At 51.6% G+C, this 16,985-nt stretch carries 10 protein-coding genes; 1 reads left to right on the forward strand and 9 read right to left on the reverse strand.

Annotation, left to right across the window (positions count from 1 at the left end; genetic code table 11):
• Positions 1–260: 260 nt before the first annotated feature.
• From ACTHRH_RS18380 to ACTHRH_RS18415, 8 genes are all read right to left on the reverse strand, one after another.
• The gene (locus ACTHRH_RS18380) at positions 261–1,370 is read right to left on the reverse strand and encodes a sensor histidine kinase (protein ID WP_144935204.1); all 1,110 of its coding nucleotides are present in this window, start codon (positions 1,368–1,370) and stop codon (positions 261–263) included.
• Positions 1,360–2,055 carry a response regulator transcription factor gene (locus ACTHRH_RS18385; RefSeq protein WP_144935202.1) on the reverse strand — a complete coding sequence of 232 codons (696 nt, stop codon included), beginning with the start codon at positions 2,053–2,055 and terminating at the stop codon, positions 1,360–1,362. The genes ACTHRH_RS18380 and ACTHRH_RS18385 overlap by 11 nt, the downstream gene beginning before the upstream one ends.
• A 215-nt stretch (positions 2,056–2,270) precedes the next feature.
• Entirely contained in the window at positions 2,271–3,410 is a 1,140-nt protein-coding gene (locus ACTHRH_RS18390) for a glycosyltransferase family 4 protein (RefSeq protein ID WP_440416934.1), read from the reverse strand.
• An 886-nt stretch (positions 3,411–4,296) separates the two neighbouring features.
• Positions 4,297–5,019, reverse strand: a complete 723-nt coding sequence (locus ACTHRH_RS18395; protein WP_144935197.1) for a YheC/YheD family protein — start codon at positions 5,017–5,019, stop codon at positions 4,297–4,299.
• Between the two features lie 11 nt (positions 5,020–5,030).
• Positions 5,031–5,783, reverse strand: coding sequence for a GMC family oxidoreductase (locus tag ACTHRH_RS18400; protein ID WP_440416937.1), 753 nt, complete (start codon positions 5,781–5,783; stop codon positions 5,031–5,033).
• Positions 5,784–5,803: 20 nt separating this feature from the next.
• A complete protein-coding gene (locus tag ACTHRH_RS18405) occupies positions 5,804–6,712 on the reverse strand; it encodes a GMC family oxidoreductase N-terminal domain-containing protein (RefSeq protein WP_440416939.1) in 909 nt (302 codons plus the stop codon).
• Positions 6,713–7,043: 331 nt separating this feature from the next.
• Positions 7,044–13,940 carry a SpoIID/LytB domain-containing protein gene (locus tag ACTHRH_RS18410; protein WP_440416941.1) on the reverse strand — a complete coding sequence of 2,299 codons (6,897 nt, stop codon included), beginning with the start codon at positions 13,938–13,940 and terminating at the stop codon, positions 7,044–7,046.
• A 386-nt stretch (positions 13,941–14,326) separates the two neighbouring features.
• Positions 14,327–14,533 (reverse strand): helix-turn-helix domain-containing protein, encoded by a 207-nt coding sequence (locus tag ACTHRH_RS18415; RefSeq protein ID WP_144935191.1) that lies wholly within the window; start codon positions 14,531–14,533, stop codon positions 14,327–14,329.
• A 186-nt stretch (positions 14,534–14,719) separates the two neighbouring features.
• Here ACTHRH_RS18415 and ACTHRH_RS18420 point away from each other — a divergent pair, with 186 nt between their 5' ends.
• Entirely contained in the window at positions 14,720–15,172 is a 453-nt protein-coding gene (locus ACTHRH_RS18420) for a helix-turn-helix domain-containing protein (RefSeq protein ID WP_440416943.1), read from the forward strand.
• Positions 15,173–16,252: 1,080 nt separating this feature from the next.
• Here the strand turns inward: ACTHRH_RS18420 and ACTHRH_RS18425 are convergent.
• Positions 16,253–16,984, reverse strand: a complete 732-nt coding sequence (locus ACTHRH_RS18425) for a hypothetical protein (RefSeq protein ID WP_379288430.1) — start codon at positions 16,982–16,984, stop codon at positions 16,253–16,255.
• Position 16,985 lies beyond the last annotated feature (1 nt).

Raw genomic sequence — 16,985 nt, forward strand, 5'->3', positions numbered from 1 at the left:
TGGGTTACTTTTCCTGTATGCACCTTTAACCTTTATTCCCATGAATTTTTCGACAAGAACTTTTCACTGTCCAGTTAACAAAACAACCTATGAAACCTTCTTTGAGAAATTGCCGGATATGGATGAAAGTTGAAGTGTTGCTGAAGAACCACACAATTTTCCGATTACCCGAAAATAAAAAAAGCTTCTATGCGAAGCCTTTTCGAAAAGACCTTGCAAAGAAGCCTTGTATCGGCAGACGGCTCGCCATGCGAAAGGAACTATGCCTGAGCCGCGGGATTTGTTATCGGGAGTCTGATTTCAAACAGCGTTCTTAATTGATCGCTATCGGCCGAGATCGTACCGCCATGGAGATCGACAATCGTCTTGGCAATCGCCAGCCCGAGACCCGAGCCACCCGTTTCCTCGGCCCTCGATTTCTCCACACGATAGAACCGGTCAAAAATATGAGGAAGATCCGTGTTCGGAATAGGCTCCCCGTAGTTGACCACATGCACAACCGCATCGCCGTTTTCCCGTGTCACTCTTAAATCGATATATTTTCCGTCCTTGCCGTAATTCATGGCGTTGATCAGCAAATTTTCAAACACACGGACCAGCTTGTCTCCATCGGCCGTAATGATAATTTTTTCTTCCGGAAAAAATAACCGGCACTCCATGCCCGTCCGTTCCAGCTGCAAACGAAATTGGGCCGCAAGCTGCCCGAGCATCTCGACGAGATTAATGGGGGAGGGCTTCAATTTCATGCCTCCTCCGCTTGCTCTTGCATATTCGAACAAATCGTTGATCAGCCCCGTTAGCCGCTGGGCTTTGTCGTAGGCAATGTTGACATAATAACGGAGTTCTACCTCGTCCCGGTAACGGTCCTGCTCGATCAGCCCCAGATAGCCGTTAATCGATGTCAGCGGCGTCCGCAAATCATGCGAAACGCTGGTAATCAGCTCATTCTTCGTCCGCTCCGCTCTCCGCTCTTCTTCAATAGACACCTTGAGCTGTTCCGCCATCCGGTTGATGTTCTCTCCGAGTTCCCCCAGCTCGTCCCGGGAACGGACGGGGATACGCACATCGAAATCGCCGGAGGAGATTTGCTGTACCGCTTTCGTGATTTGACCAAGATATCGGATACTTCGATGGCTGAGCAGGACAACAAAGCCAATGAACAAAACCACCCCCGTTACAAGCGATACCGACACAGGCCCGACCGTGTAGTACAAGCTTCTAAAGAATTGGCTGATAATATTGGGCCCAGCCGCCACCAGCAGTTGGGCGGTAACGAACAGAAACAGCACCCCCAGCAAAGAAAATACAAGCGAAATGACAAAAAGCAGAAGCAGCTTCCAACGAAGTCTGTAAAATAAATTAGTGATCAATTTTATACCCGACTCCCCATACCGTTTGGATCAGCTTCGTTCCTCCCGGCTCGCTTTCCAATTTATCCCGCAGCTTGCTGATATGAACCATAACCGTGTTATGGGATTGGTAATACTTCTCTTTCCACACTCTTTCGAAAATTTCCTCGGCGCTGAACACCCTCCCCGGATGACTGGCCAGCAAATAAAGAATATCAAACTCCAACGAGGTTAAATTGACCCTATGTCCCTCTACCGTAACGGTGTGAGTCGATTTGTTAATTTGCAGAGAATGAATCGTAATTGTCCCGTCGCCTGAAGCCTGAAGCTGCGGATTGAGGTCAAAAGTTCTGCGGAAGAGCGACTTGACCCGCGCAAGCAATTCCAGAGGGTTGAACGGTTTGACCATATAATCGTCGGCTCCGGTCGTGAGCCCGAGTATTTTGTCTATATCCTCTCCCTTGGCGCTCAGCATCAGAATCGGAATATTATCCTTCTCCCGAATTTGCCGGCAAACCTCCAATCCGTCGAGCCCCGGCATCATAACATCGAGAATGACCAGTTGAATACTTTCCGTAGAAATGACTTTCAGCGCCTCCCGACCGTTATGCGCCTTGATGACTTTATACCCTTCATTCACCAAATAGATTTCTATAAGCTTGGCAATTTCTTTATCGTCATCCACGATAAGAACTTGTTTGTTCATCTGTACCTTCTACCCTTTCCAATCCCTATGTTCGTAGCCTCATCATCGGTTTGTTTTTTCCATCATTGTCCTATTTTAACACATCGTACGGTCCAAGTTCTTGCAATGAAAAAAAAGGAAAACTATGCGTGACTACCGGTCGCTCTGCCAGCCTAAAGGCGGCAAGAACCTGCTGTCTAGCCGCTTCCGCCGCTTCGGCACGGCGTAGACAACTATTACCCCCGGGCCTCGGGACGCCGGTATTCTTCGTATACCTTGGCCAATTGGCGAATGACCCGCTGCAGTGAGTAATTTGACTTGGCCTTCTTCTCCGCCAGGCCCGCCATCCGGGAGCGCAGATCGGGCTCCTCCATCAGCTTGGCGAGCGCCTCCGCCAGAGCTTCGGCATCCTCGGGCGGGACTAGAAACCCGTTCCGTCCATGCTCGATCTGCTCGGAGATTCCCCCGACATTCGTTCCGACCAGCGCAAGCCGGCAGAGAGCCGCTTCCGCGAAGACGGAGCCGAAGGCCTCGGCACGGGAAGGCAGCACGAAAATATCAAAGAACGGCATAAACTGTTCCGGATGAAGCATATAGCCGTAGAATATAGTTTCCTCATACACATCAAGATCAACAGCCATCCGCTCCAGCTCCGGCCGGTATGGTCCGTCTCCAATAATATGCAGCACGAAGGAATGACCGCGCTTCTTCAATTCCGAACAGGCTGCCAGCAATATGTCCAATCCTTTGGCCGGAACCAGACGGCAGACCGTAATCAATTGAGGAACTTCATTCTCATGCGGCATGGGACGAAATCTTCTTTCATCGAAACCGTTCGGAACGACTCTGATTTTGTCCGGCTCCTGCACATAATGGGACAGGTAGCTTTTAAACGATTCCGATACCGTTAATATTTGCTCCAGCTTCACTTCCAGCTCATGATACAGCGAAGTCAGGAAACGATGCTCCGGCCCGTCCGCCTCGATATGCCCGTTCAGCACCAGCTCTCTCTCGTAGCTGGAATGGATGGTCAACAGAACCGGGGTCTCCGGAAAAAGCTGGCGCATAGCCAACGCGGCAATCGGATGATGGGCGTGGATGAGGTCATAGCGCTGACGGATGCGCAGCCTTGTCCACCAAACGTAATCTTTATAGGTTTGAATATATTTATCAACAACGGGATGGCCCCCGTAAGCCTTCCAATCGAAGGTGGCGAACTCCACCGGCTCGTTTCCTTTCCCCCTAAGTCTCCTCGGCAGGTAGAACAGTTCCATTCCCCAGCTGTTTCTGACAAAACGCTCCTTCATAAACGGAATCATCGAAGATACTCCCCCGGGCTGCTCCGGCGGGAAAAATAATGCTTGCAGTACGTTCATGAGAATCCTCCTAAAAGTCTGGTGAATGATTAGAACACTTTACGCCAAGTTCGGACCGCGAAGCTAACTTGTCTGCACAATGTAAGGCGATGCTCGGCCCTTAGAGACAAGTTTGGCTTCCTGTCTCTTTTATCTGCGCGATGTATGGTGATGTTCAGCACATCAAGGCATGTTTGGGCTTCCTTCCTATCAACTGAACAGCCGAAGGATGGCTTCAAATGACAAGCAAAAATGCATGTCAATCAGCGTGATATCGCCAAACATTGCCGAAGACGAGCAAACCTGCAGGTAAATCCCCGGAAAAGACCAAAATCAGTTAAATGCCGAATTCAACTGCACTTTCGCATGTCTTTGGCCGATTTCAACCGAATTTCTTCCAAAGACCTGCATTTTTGCCGGTTCTTAACGATGCTTCAATAAGGTTTGGTGATATGACTGTACTTCGATCCTATGTCTGACCTTCGAGCGCCACACCGGAAAGACTTCGCCCGATAACTTCGCTTAAAGGCAAAAAACAAACGTTCGCTTCTTATCATATCTATTGTACTCTTCCGGGACAGGATTGGAAAGTCGGCTCTCCAGCCAAATGACTGCCCGGAACCCCATCCGGAGTCAGTCCGATTTGGTAAGCCAAGCCCTCGTTCAAAAAATAGCTTCCAATATTAGTGTATGCGTTTGCTCCTTGGCCGTTTGCCCTCTTTCCAAACGCTCTCCCGTTCGTATGGACCGTTTATAGCCCGACATAAGGAGATACCCAGGATAAAAAATCGAATAGACTGAAAGTCTTTGGGCGGTTTTTCCGGTGGAAATTATAAGCACAGGGCGTTTAATCCGACCAGAATAATGAAACGGCGGAGGGCCGTTACAAGGCCAGAAGGGCACCTTTTCAGGTACCCTTCAATAATATAAGCGGCCGCAGGCTCGGCTTAAAATTGGCTTCTATAATCCAGACGTTAGCATCATGATCCAAGCCGATATCGAAGCCTATAATATTCTGCGCAGCATAAACATTGCCCAGTTGCTTTGACGCGGTCAAACAGACTTTCTTGATTCGCTTTAATAATTTTTCAGTTGGAACGGGTTTCATAAGCGATTGTTCAATCGCGGCTTCAACCGGAAGCAGGGTTCCGGACACGTTGGAAACGACATAATCTCTCTCGGCTACCTTGGCGAACATCCCCGTTACTTTCCAGGGAGATTGTTTTTTCCTTTTTACCATAACTCTTATATCGAACGGCCTTTTGTTAATTTCAGCTAATGATATTCGGCGCTGTACAATATATCTCCGGGCATTCGTCAATTTCTCAAGCTGATCGGAAACAGATCGCTTTCCGTCCACAATTATTTTCTTGTTTTCAATATGAATTGCAAACCGATTTTCTTCCAACCGCGATACTTGAATTACGCCGCGGCCGGAATGTCCGAGGTAAGGCTTAAGCATAACTTTTCCGTATTTGTCGATAAAGTCCCATAAAACTCGTTTTCTAAATTTTTGCGTTGCCGGTAAAAAAGGCTCGAGTTCATTCATTTCTTTTAAAACTCGGAATTTAGCCCATTTGTGTTGAGCAACCATTTTTGTCTTAGTCTTTCTCTTTCGAATGGCTACCACCTGCTGCGCTTTCACTTATTGGCGCGAATAAAGCGTACCGCATTCAACCCGATCATTTGGGCAGCAGCGGATGGATTGCCGTCCGGTAGAAAAGGCGTGATTGATAGGTCGGCAACCTTAAGATTTTTCGTACCGAATACATTTAGAAACCCATCGACAACTCCTTCTCGAATATTTCTGCCCATCCGGCATGTGCCCCCAAAATGAGTGAAATTGACATAAGAAGCCTTCACATAGTTCGCGAGAAGGTTGCGTTTTTCATTTTCATTTGCTAAATGGAATATATTTTCGGGAGGGTATACGACCTTATAAATGCCGCCCGGATCAATTGCCCGAGCTCTTCGCATAATTTCGAACGTTTCTATCAATTGATCCACTGCAAAATCTAAATCGTCAGGATCTTCTAACGGATTAAAGCGAATCAACGGATAAGCCTCCGGATCACTGTGTGCAATGGTAATCGAGCCTGTGCTCTGAGGATTAACATCCAAGATCGCAAGACTCATGATATTGCTCCGTTTTGCGGGGTTAAATTGCCATTGATTCACGAATATATCTTGAGCCGGGATAAAAATCGGCAGTGGAAGGCCAATAATTTGAAGACGTCGCCCAGGTCCTCTATCCTTTTTGAAAGCGCCAAGCGCTACCGGCTGATCAGGGTCGGCGGACAATACTTTCGTTAGCCGGCTTGTTTCAACTTCAACCCCCATTGCGATAGCATAGTGGGTTCTAAGATTGTGACCGACATACGGGCTCTCTACCAAGGTTGATATACCCGCCTTGCTTAGTTCCTCCGTTCTGCCAATGCCCGACGCTGCAAAATGGTGGATGAAAATATCCCCGCCGATACGACAATTCCTTTTCTGGCAAAGGCTCTTTGTGATGATCCGTCCCTGACAAATTCAACTCCAACCGCAATATTGGTCCTCTTCTTACGCCTAAACAAGATTTTATTTACGGTTGTTTTTGCAAAATTGAGCAGTTTCCTCTGTCCAACACCAACCTCATCCGATTCGAATTCATTTCCTTGCGTGACAATTTTACGATTTAAATATCCGGTTGTCGTTGATGAACGGGCAAACCTTCCGTTAACTTCCCGTTGGATAAATTGTGATTTGAAAAAAGTACAATCTCTGATGCCCGTATTATAATCCTCAACAATCGGGATATTCAATACGTCTGAAGCGGCCTGGGCCAATGAATAGACGATCCCCCGATTAGGAATCCTCTGCTGCCTGATGAAAATCGGACCATCCGTCCCCCGTTCGCTCGGATTTTGGGTTTCTCCCGTATAAGTTTCGTTTTGTTTAAATAAAGTGCGCACTTTCTCGTAACTCCATTGGTTTCCGAAAAGATTCGCCCACTCATCGTAGAGGTTGCGGCTCCCGCGTACCGCATACATAAAATTATGTTGGGAGCTTCCTCCAATGACTCTTCCGCTCGCCAATTTAAGCTGGCGGCCGATATTTTCTTCGATGGCCGAGAAAGCGTTAAAAGAAAGAATGTTGTCGTTTGCCACAATACTTGCTGTTTCAAGCGAAGGGCTATTGTTCGGCATATTAGTTCCCGCTTCCAGAACGAGCACGGAGGTCTTCTTATCGTCCGTTAACTTTTTAGCGATTACCCCTCCGGCCGTCCCCGCTCCAATCACAATATAATCGAAAGTATTGTCAGAAGGCGGTCGAATTCCCATAGGTTATACACCCCGTTTTTTCATTTTCAATGATTCACATTATTCATCATCGGAGTGAATGTTGCCCAGTCCTAGGGATGGAAGGAAAAGAATTGATAAAAGCTTGTTTGGCCGTTAACGAGGAGCTTGATTAAGCGGCTATTAACACGATGGACAGCTCAAGCAAGAACATTGCTTTGATCGCCATGCCGGATGATGTTTGGCCCGATTGATCGCGACTAAAAATCTCCATAAAGAAGAGGACTTCCATCGAAGTCCTCTTCCAAGACCGCTATAACGAGATTGCTATCGGCGAAACAGGTCCTCTCCGCAACTTCAGCGGCAGAGAGGATTATTTGTTGCGGCCAGGGGGCGCCTTGGTGACATTAAGCTTCTCTGTGACCTGCAGGCCGCCATATTCGACCGTAATCGTCGTCTTTCCTTTGTGCAGGGCGCGGATTAAACCTCCGTTATCCACCGTGGCTGTATCGGGGTCGCTGCTCGTGAAAGCCGAATCGGCAGTAACCGTCTCCCGGGTCCCGTCGCTGTAGATAGCCGTAACCACGATCTGGAATGTCTCACCTTCCTTCATCGGCTTCAGCTTGCCTATATCCAGCTTCTGCAATTGAACCCGCACTACAAGCTCTGCTTCCGCAACCCACTCCCGATATTGCGCCCGGATCGTAGCAACTCCCGGTTTAAGTGCAGTGATCCTGCCTTTGGAATCGATCTTGGCTATTTGAGGATCGCTGCTTGTCCATTGCACACCCTTCGATACCGTCTCCGAGGAGCCGTCAGCATGAATCAATTTCGCTTCAATCTGGCGCTTCTCGCCCGCATTCATCGCCGACAGACCTATGATTTCGAGGCGGGTCTCCGGCTCCGGGGAGATCACCGTCAGGTTGTAGCCTGCTGTCTGCCCGGCATATACGGCGGATATGACCGTCTGTCCCGGACGGAGAGCCGTCACCAGACCCGTCTCGTTGATGGAGGCCACCTCCGGACGGCTGCTGGAGAAGGTGACTCCCGTCATAACGGGATGCCGCGACCCATCTCCATAGACGGCCATGACGACGGTCTGGCTCTGCTCTCCCGGCCGCATCGGACCGAGTCCGCTTATCTCCAGCTTGTTCAGGGATGGTGTAACCGTCAAGCGGTAGCTGGCCGTCTGCCCCTCATATTCGGCAGCTATCACCGTCTGTCCCGGACGGAGAGCCGTCACCAGACCCGACTCGTCGACGGCAGCCACCTCCGGATGGCTGCTGGCGTAGTTAACGCCTTCCGTTATTACTTCCATCGTGCCGTCCGAATAGTAGGCTGTCACCTCGGTCTGGCCTGTCTCTCCCGCAACCAGCGAATCGGGACCGGACAGTTCAATCGATTCCAGCTGCCTGGAGGGACCGTAAATGGGGACCAGATTCATATTCGGATAATACGTGGTCAGAATCCGGTCATAGCTCCAGCCTCTGCCGCCTAATAACGAGGCGCCGTACTGGCTCATGCCCACACCGTGACCGTTGCCTCCCCCGTAGAATGTAATGCGCACGATGTCTCCCTGCCCGTCCCTCTCCAGATCGAAAGTGAAGAAGGCGGAATACAGGATGCTCGGATTTCGTAACGTTGCCGCCGGATCGTAGTCGGCTGATCCTCCCTTGGCCCGGTAAGCGAAAATATCGCCGCCGCCCGTGTACGCTTGACTTGGGCGAATGGTAAAGCGGATGTTAAATTCCTTGACAATTTTATAGGTTCCGCTGCTGCCTTCCACGACAAGCTCCATAATATTACCGCCCGCCCCCCGCTTGGCCACGTACATATTGCGGAGGCTTCCGATGCCTCCTGGCGGAATCGGCTGGCTGGCGAAGCTTCCGTCCGGCTGCATGGTTAAGATAAACAGCGGGTCCGCCGCGTACCGGTCGGGCAAATTCCGGTTGATCGTATTCTCCAGCTCCTGCCTGGTCAAGCCGACCTTCCAGCGGAAATAGAGGGAATCCGAATCGTATCCGGTATGCGACAACGTTTTATAAAACTCGTTGATTTGCCGCTCGTTGGCCGTATCGATCCTCAGCATTTCCCCGGGGTCGGACGGATCATACGTATAGCTCTGAGCGGTCAAATAAGGGGCCGGCGTGCCCGGGAATGCATTGGAGGGAGGCGCATCCGCCCACACCTCATGCCTGGAGGCCCCGTATCCTCCCGATGTGGAGTAGAACCGGGCATCCACAAGCTCGTTGCCGCTCTTCATCACTATCCCGGCGGTTTCGTTAACCGCCTGGGTCGTCAAACCATTCTCCGCACTGTTGTTATACACCTGGCTTAGCGTGCTGTCGTCGATATGGAAGCCGCGATCGGCAAACCGGCTGTTGTAATAATCGGTCAGCGCATAGGTCCGGGCCGCTACGGCCTGGGCCTTCAGCGCTTCGAGCCCGAAGGAAGCCGGCATCTCGCTCGGAACGACCTGATACAAATACCGCTCCAAGTCGATATCGTTAATTAATCTTAAAGCATCTTTGGCAGGGGTCAATGTCATTTCCAGGGTTCCCCGGTACTGCGGCTGCCCCTGCGAGCGGCGGATGCTGCTTACCTGAATCCGCGAATCCTCCCCGGCCGGATGGGCATACAGCCGGTTCGCCGTTCGGTAGAGCTCCGCTCCTCCATAGTGAACAACGGTCTGACCGCCGCTTACCGTGAGTGCGGCCGGGCTGTTCGCGGCAATATCGAACGTTACGCCCGCTATTTTGTCCTCCAGCCGGAAGCCTTCCTTGGCCACAAGCTCAATGCGGCTGTGGTTAAGGGTCGTCAGGTCGGCAATATTACCGATATCCGTGCGGATGCCTACCCGCATGCGGCCCGGCGGGGTCTCCCCTTCGATCAGGAGCTTGTAAACCGCCCCCGAGCGGTTAATGAACGCAGTAACATTCTCCGCTCCGACTCTTACATCGTTTAACGTCCTCTCCGCCGGCTGTCCTTGCCCGGTTTGGAATACTTTGAAAGTTTCGGTAAGAGGCATTGCCCCCGCAAACTCTAATTCTATCGCTCCGGCGGCAGCATCTACAGCCATCACCTTCTCCTGCAGAGGAACGCCGGTATAAGGGGAGACGATGAGCGTATAAGTCGCGCTCCATGTCCCGTATTCCGCCGTAATAACGGCTTCCCCCGCCTGCCAGGCGCTGACCAGTCCGTCATCGGACACTTCGGCCACCAGGTCGTTGCTGCTGTGGAAGCGGACATCCCCGGACAGCTTCACCCGGCTGCCGTCGCTCAATAACTGCCAGACCTCTGCCTGCGCCGTATCTCCCGCCTCGAGAGGCTCGAGACCCGTCAGCTCGAGGCCTATCGGCTCTCCTCCGCTGACACGCAGGGTCTTCTCCGCTTTCGCCCACCCGGATTTAACGGTGATGACCGCCTCGCCGGTTGAATGGCCGGTGACTCTGCCTTCCGAATCTACCGAAGCTACCTGCGGATCGCTAGTCTCCCATTCAACTTTAAAAGGAGATTGAACCGGCATCGTGATCGGCTGATTGGTGCTGGTCATGAAATGTCCGTCCGCCCGCAGGGTTACCGTCTCGCCTCGCTGGATCGTATCCGGCGCCTGAACGAAATCGATGCGTTCGAGAAGCGGGATGACATCCCAGCTCAGCGAATCGTCTTCGACGTGAACATTCAAGTAATGATAGAACCCGCCCTTGTCGGGGGAGATATGGGTATACTTGCCGCCCCCTCCCGAGACGATATAGTGCACTCCCTGAACCTGCTTGTGGAGGTATGCATGCAAATCTCCGCTGAACACAATTAGGTTCTTGCTCGGGTGCGCGGCCTTATACGTTCCCAGTAGATCATACAATCGGCCGGCTTCCTCACTGTTTTGAAAACCGTGCCCTGTGTTGAGGTTTTCACCGTCCGCGGTAATTTCATCGGGCGGGACATGCATGATAATTATGATGTTGTTCTGCTCCGTGTCCGCCAGCGTTTCCTCCAGCCACGGCCACTGAGAAGCGTCCGAATTGGAAATCATGCCGGAGGCCGTATCCAGTCCGATGATTCTCGTATTGCCGAAATCATACAGGTAGGTCGTATCGCCGAATGTACTCTGATAATTCACTCTGGACCCGGTTCCGGATATTTCATGATTGCCGATGCTGACCAGATAAGGCATCCGGAACAGATTCATATTTTCGATTGCGATAGCGTAATTCTCCGGGGTGTCGTTCTCCACAATATCTCCTGTGTAGCCAACCAGCTCGGAATCCTCCCGGTTAATCCGGGCAATTTGCTCCCGCAGAAGAATATCCGCAGCGGTCTCCCCTTGCCCGGCCGTATAATACCCTCCATCTCCGATGACGCTAATCTGGAACCGGTTCGGATCATTCGGTTGTCCGGGAAGCCGGCCGATGGTGAACGACCACTCCTGTTCCGCCCGATTGCCGCTCATATCCGCGGCCGACAGCCTGACCCTGTGCGTCGTTCCCTGCTGCAGCTTGTCCGGAACCGTATAATATACCGTGCTGCTCGCTTCATCATATCGATGGGGGACGGCCGTTCCGTCCAGCTCCAGCGTGATGCTGCCGGAATCGATCCCCGACTTGTCATCCGTCAGCTTGACGGCGATTCTCGGCTGATCGGTGCGGGTACGGATGCCGTCCATCGGACTGATGACGCTGACGGTCGGTGCTTCCCTGTCGGGGGCCGTGTCGATGCTGAAGGTCCAATCCGCATTCGGCACCGCCGGATTTCCGGCCAGATCCGCCGCTTCGATGACTACGCGATGCTCGCCGTCCTTCAACGCCTCTACGGGGGTATAGCTTACCCGTCCGCCGGCTTCATCGAACTCATGGGCGACGACCGTCCCATCGAGCCGCAAGACGATCGAGCCGCGATCGACTCCCGTTCCAGCGTCCTTGACCGTAGCCGCAATGATCGGCGTTCCCGTGGAGATCTGACTGCCGGGCTCCGGAGTCCGGTCACTGAACACGGGACCTTCCAGGTCTTCTCCGGTCTCGCTGTAGATGGAGCGCAAATGATCGAAATAAATGGCGCCCGCGTTTTTATTGGCATTGCTTGTTTCCACGACATAAATCTGGGTAAGCTTGAGGGGCAGCGGCATTCCCGCGGGGATGTCCGCAGTCACATATTTCCAGCCGACCCAATTCAACTGACCCGAGCCTGTAAAATCTATCGGCTTCTTCGTTCCGTTGCCATCCTGAATTTGGCCTCTCAGCCAATGCTTGTTGCCGTCTCCATATACCCACAACCCCAGCTTGATCGGATAATCCTCCAGCGTCCTTCCTGCCGCTCCGTTCTCCCGGAAATTGATGTACGCGGCGGAGGTCCCGCTCGTCCCTGTAAAATCATAGGTCAGCTTGACCGCATGAGCGCCTACCCGTACCGGATTGGGGCGGCTGGACAGCTCCAGCTTCACCGATCCCGGAACCGCGTTAACAAGCGACGGGACTAAATCGTCCAACGCTTCGAAATCCTCCACCAAGACGGGGGGCTTGCCAATATGAACCACCGCCTCGGCCGAAGCCTGGCCAATGGATACTATTACTTTGCCGGAAGCAGATTCGTTACCGGCCGTCAATTCTCCCGACGGAGATAATGTGCCAAGATTGCCTTCCATGCTCCAATTCAACCGATCCGGCGATAAAATCACTTCCTGGCCATTCGCATCGTAACCGCGCACGCGGAACGATTGCTTATCCCCAGGATTGATCACCGCGATGGATGGTATAAGCTCTATTCGTTCCACTTGCGTAACCACCTGTATATTTACTTGTGCTGATATTTCTCCTAAGCGGACAGTTACCTGTCCTTCCGCGGGCGTTGCCGCCGCAGTAAATCTTCCCAGCGAATCTATCGTCCCAATGGCGGCATCCGCTTCCCATGTCAGCTGCGAAGAATCGACGGGTATGCCGTTGTAAAACTCATCCTGTCCCTTGGAAGTAAATGAAATGCTGCCTCCCGCGATCACCTTGACCGGCCCTTTGGGGGCAGGAAGCAAAGTGGACAGTTCCTTAACGGGGGCCGTGGACAAAACAACCAGGGAATTGGAATTGGAACGCTCGTAGCCGTCGGACGGGCGATTCAGAACAGACAAGCTCTGATCCCCCGGCAGACGGGCCGCATAGGTGGTCGAGCCTCCGCCGTCCACATTCAGAGCGAATTCCATCCCTTCCTCCTGCAGAAACAGCGCTCCTTCCGCAAGCGTAACCCCGTCTGAATACCCGGGCTGGCGGCCATCGAACGTGTACACGTACAGCTTCCCCTGCTTGACCGCGACGAAAGTGCGCGGGTGGCGGTCTTTATCCGCAAGCGCCTCGGGGGTGGCTTGTCCGTTCCTGACCAATAATACACTGCCGGAAACCAGTTGCAGGGCTTCGTTCATTCCTTTGGTAAATTGAACATCCAGCTCTACCCGGCTGCCGGGTGTCAGCTTGCGGCGGGCCCACTCCGCCTTGCTGCCGGTTGCGGTGACGACCAGCTTGCCGCCCGGAATCGGCTGATTCCCCCCCTCTACAACAGCTTCAACCGTTCCCGAGAGTGGAATGCCGGGCTGCAGCACGGACCCGGCCGGATCGGGAGCGATAATCACCTCCACGATCTGTTCGCCAACCGATTTGGTCGTGGAACTGAACCGGTCCGTGAATACGAAGAGATGATTAGACAAGGCTGCCGTCACCGCACGGTTCACTCCGGAGATGACCGCCGTCTCCCCGTCCTCCGCCTTGACAGAAGCGGCAAGCTCGACCTCGGTCTCGATCCGCACTGTGCCGTCCTTCATCTGAGCCAGCACGTTGCGCCGAGTGGAAGGGGCCGTAATAACTTCTCCCGCGCTGATCTGGTGACCCGTCGGTATACCGGCGAAATTCGGATCCGTATTGTAGAAATCCATGTTGAAAGCCGCAACCGCCCTGCGGCCCTCGCTTTCCGCCAGCTTCGCCTGATTGCGCACCGTATCCAGGGAGACTACCTTCCCTTTGGGAGAAGTCACCGCCAATTCAAGGAAGGGTTGGGACGGATCAATCTCCATCACCTTAACCTCCTCGACATAAATTCCCCCCTCCAATGTCATTTCCTTATGATAAGCACCCGGAGCTACCGGAAATTCATCCTGACGGACCGGATGAAAATCAGGCGTTTGCGCATAAGATCGACCTTGAGGAAAACCGGCCAGCAGGCCTCCTACAGCAAGTACCAACGATAATAAGACCATCAAAGATTGTTTTGCGAACCTGGATTGACGATCATACATGATCTCACTCCTCCATATTTTGTTCTGCTTCAATCTCCTCACATGATGATCAGCATATCAGTCACAATAAAAGACGGCGAAACTCGAAACGGCTCCAATTTCACCTCCCGCTTCACGAAAATGTTTTAATGATGAACTGCAAATCCTTGATACCGCTTACAATATGTCCCAATACTATTGTATTTCTAAAGAAACTATATTTCAACAATAATTTTACAATTTGAAATAAAATTAGATAATGGAGAGATGAGCTCAGATGTCGGACCACCGATTGCATGATTGCTAAGAGCTCGTTATCCCACGCGGAAAGCCGGTAGAAAGCAACAAAGGATCCCATGTTACTAGCGAGGAAAGATAGAGGGGAAGAAATTCATGGCGGCAATGAATTACTTAATAATAAACAACTCATCCATCGGTATTTCCAGTACATCGCTCAGCTTCTTGGCGGCGGCTGGTCCGACCGACTTCTTCGATCGCTCCAGCATACTGATATAGGTGTGACTCAGGCCGGAGCGCCTGGCCAATTCACGCTGAGACATTCCCTTCATGATTCGGGTTCTGGCAAACAGATTAGGTCTGGCAATGATTTTCAAGCAATCTCCTCCAACTGTTCCCATTTTTGTTCCTATTATACTGGATTATATTTACTTTTGCAATCATTTTAGTTTACTAGTGTAATAAATTTTCGCAATTTGTCAGATTGATTACACAATTGTAAACTTTTATGTTATTATTGTTAACTAACGGAACCTATTTCTATCAAGGAGAAATGGAAGAACATGTTCTATGATAAACTTCGCCAAATGCGTAAAAGGAAAGGTTTTACTATTCGTGAAGTCGCTGACCGTTCAGGAGTATCCCCTTCCTATATATCCCAAATCGAGAATGGACAGCGGGGAATTCCTTCTCCGGAAATATTGCTGAAATTGTCCGCCGGACTCAATACCTCCTATGCCGTTCTCATGCAAGAAGCGGGCTACCTGCAGCCCGAAACCGAGCTCGTCCCGCCACCCCAGGCACCGGTTAATTTACGCCGCTTTATACGGGAGAACGAGCTCGAATTCGACGGAATACTGCTTTCCCCGGAGGATAAAGAATGGATCGAACGAATACTAAGCGCCCTGTTCTGGAAGGAAAAGAGAGCACGGGCGGAGCAGGAGCAAGCAGCCTCCGCGGACGCCGGGAAGCATGTACAGGACCGAGGCGGGGTCCCTGACGGAACGTCCGAATGATTCCCCCATCGACAGGTAATTCCCCGCTCAGGCAACAGAGGGTGGAGGCTCCCCTCAAAATTATATCCCGCAAACTGACGAGCAGCCTTTGAAGCTTATTCCGGGTACTTTGCGGGGAGCCCTGTAATCCCCCACAAAGGGACGAATGCCTTCGAGGCGTATTCCGTCCGCACTCCAATGGAGTCGACGTCTAACCCTCCCTCTAAAAGCGGTCGCTCTTCATGTTGTGGGGAATGCCGTAGTAAAGAACTATATGTGAGAACCGGCCTGAACCGACAGAACCGTGAAAGCTTCGAAAAAAAGCGAGTCTAGTGTTCAATTTTTCAGTCACATTCGCTCTTCTCTTTCATCGCTGCCCATTGGAGCAAATGTTGAGCAAGAGAAGGGGTGGCGCGCTGCATCCGGGTCGGTAAAGACGTCGCAAAGACGAGCAAAAGTGCATTAAAATCCAGCCTTTTTCCAAAAAGAAGGCGAAAGACGCTCAAATGTGCACGTCTTTTTGCCAAAATGGAGCCATTTCGCAAAAAATCGCCCCAAAGACCTGTATTATTGCTCTAGGATTAGGCATGACGCCGTTTTTTCGGAAAAAGACCTGCACTATTGCTTTTGAATGAGCCGCCGCGAAGCTTTTTCCGGAAAAGACCTGCACTATTGCTTTTGAATGAGCCACCGCGAGGTTTTTCCGAAAAAGACCTGCGCAATTGCTTTCGAATGAGCCACCGCGAGGCATTTTTTCCGAAAAAAACCTGCGCAATTGCTTTTGAATGAGCCCGCCGCGAAGCTTTTTCCGAAAAAGACCTGCAGTTTTGATCGTCTTTAACTCACTCCGGCAGACGACCGAGGCTGTCCCGAAAAGAGTTCACATAAAACGTAAGTCCCCGGTGCTGAAAAATCGCAAACTGGATATAGGGCCAGCCCTGTGAGTACAGGTGAAAATCGGGTTTCATCGGAAGCTTTTTTGCGAATCCGAAAGTTGTTCCATTTTTTATCGCTAAAAGAATTGATAAGAAAAACCCCCTCTCCCGGAGGAGAAGGGGTTGCAACGGCGGAATCTATGGGTTCTCGCCATTAATGACCTATTTAGATTTGAACAGCATCGCCAACCCGGGCTTCCGGGGAAACGTCCAGCGAGTCCATATATTCCACCCGTTCAATTTGACAGCCGGGGCCAATTTTGACCTGCCCTCCACGAACGATTTTCGCTCTGGTGTTCTCCAGATAAACATTCGTTCCTTCAATTAAATCGGAGGTCAGCATATGCTGCCCTTGGAACAAGGACAGCAGGGCCCGGATCAAGCCGGGCTGGGAATGGTGCGAATAAACGGATATCGTCTCTCCGCCTATCTCATTGGCCCTGCAAGGCCCGTACAGGATAATGTCCGCGACATTCGCGTTCAGCTCCTTGCGAATGTTCATGCTGCCCTCCAGCCGGAACTCCTCGGTCTCGATTTTGTCGGCTTTGATGCTTCCACGTATGTGAATATCTTCGCTTCTCACCGATTGGGAACAGGTAAAGGCGCCGCTTACTTTAAGCCTCTCCATATGAACATTACCCTTCGCGCGGATAGACCCGCTTACCTCACAGGATTCTCCACCCAGATGGTCATGGAAGCTGCAGCTTCCGCTAACATTAAGCTCCTTGATGACCGCCTTGCCCTCTACGCTGCCGGAACCGGAAATTTTGACCCGGTTCGCCTCTATTTCTCCGCCGATCTTGCCGGAGCCCGAAATTTTAACTTGATTGTACCGGCCGCCCAATAGCTTGCCGCTTCCCGAAATCTTAATATCTTGTAAATCCGTCGTTGCTGTCAAA

Source organism: Paenibacillus sp. SAFN-117, from assembly GCF_051966115.1.
Lineage (GTDB): Bacteria > Bacillota > Bacilli > Paenibacillales > NBRC-103111 > Paenibacillus_L > Paenibacillus_L residui.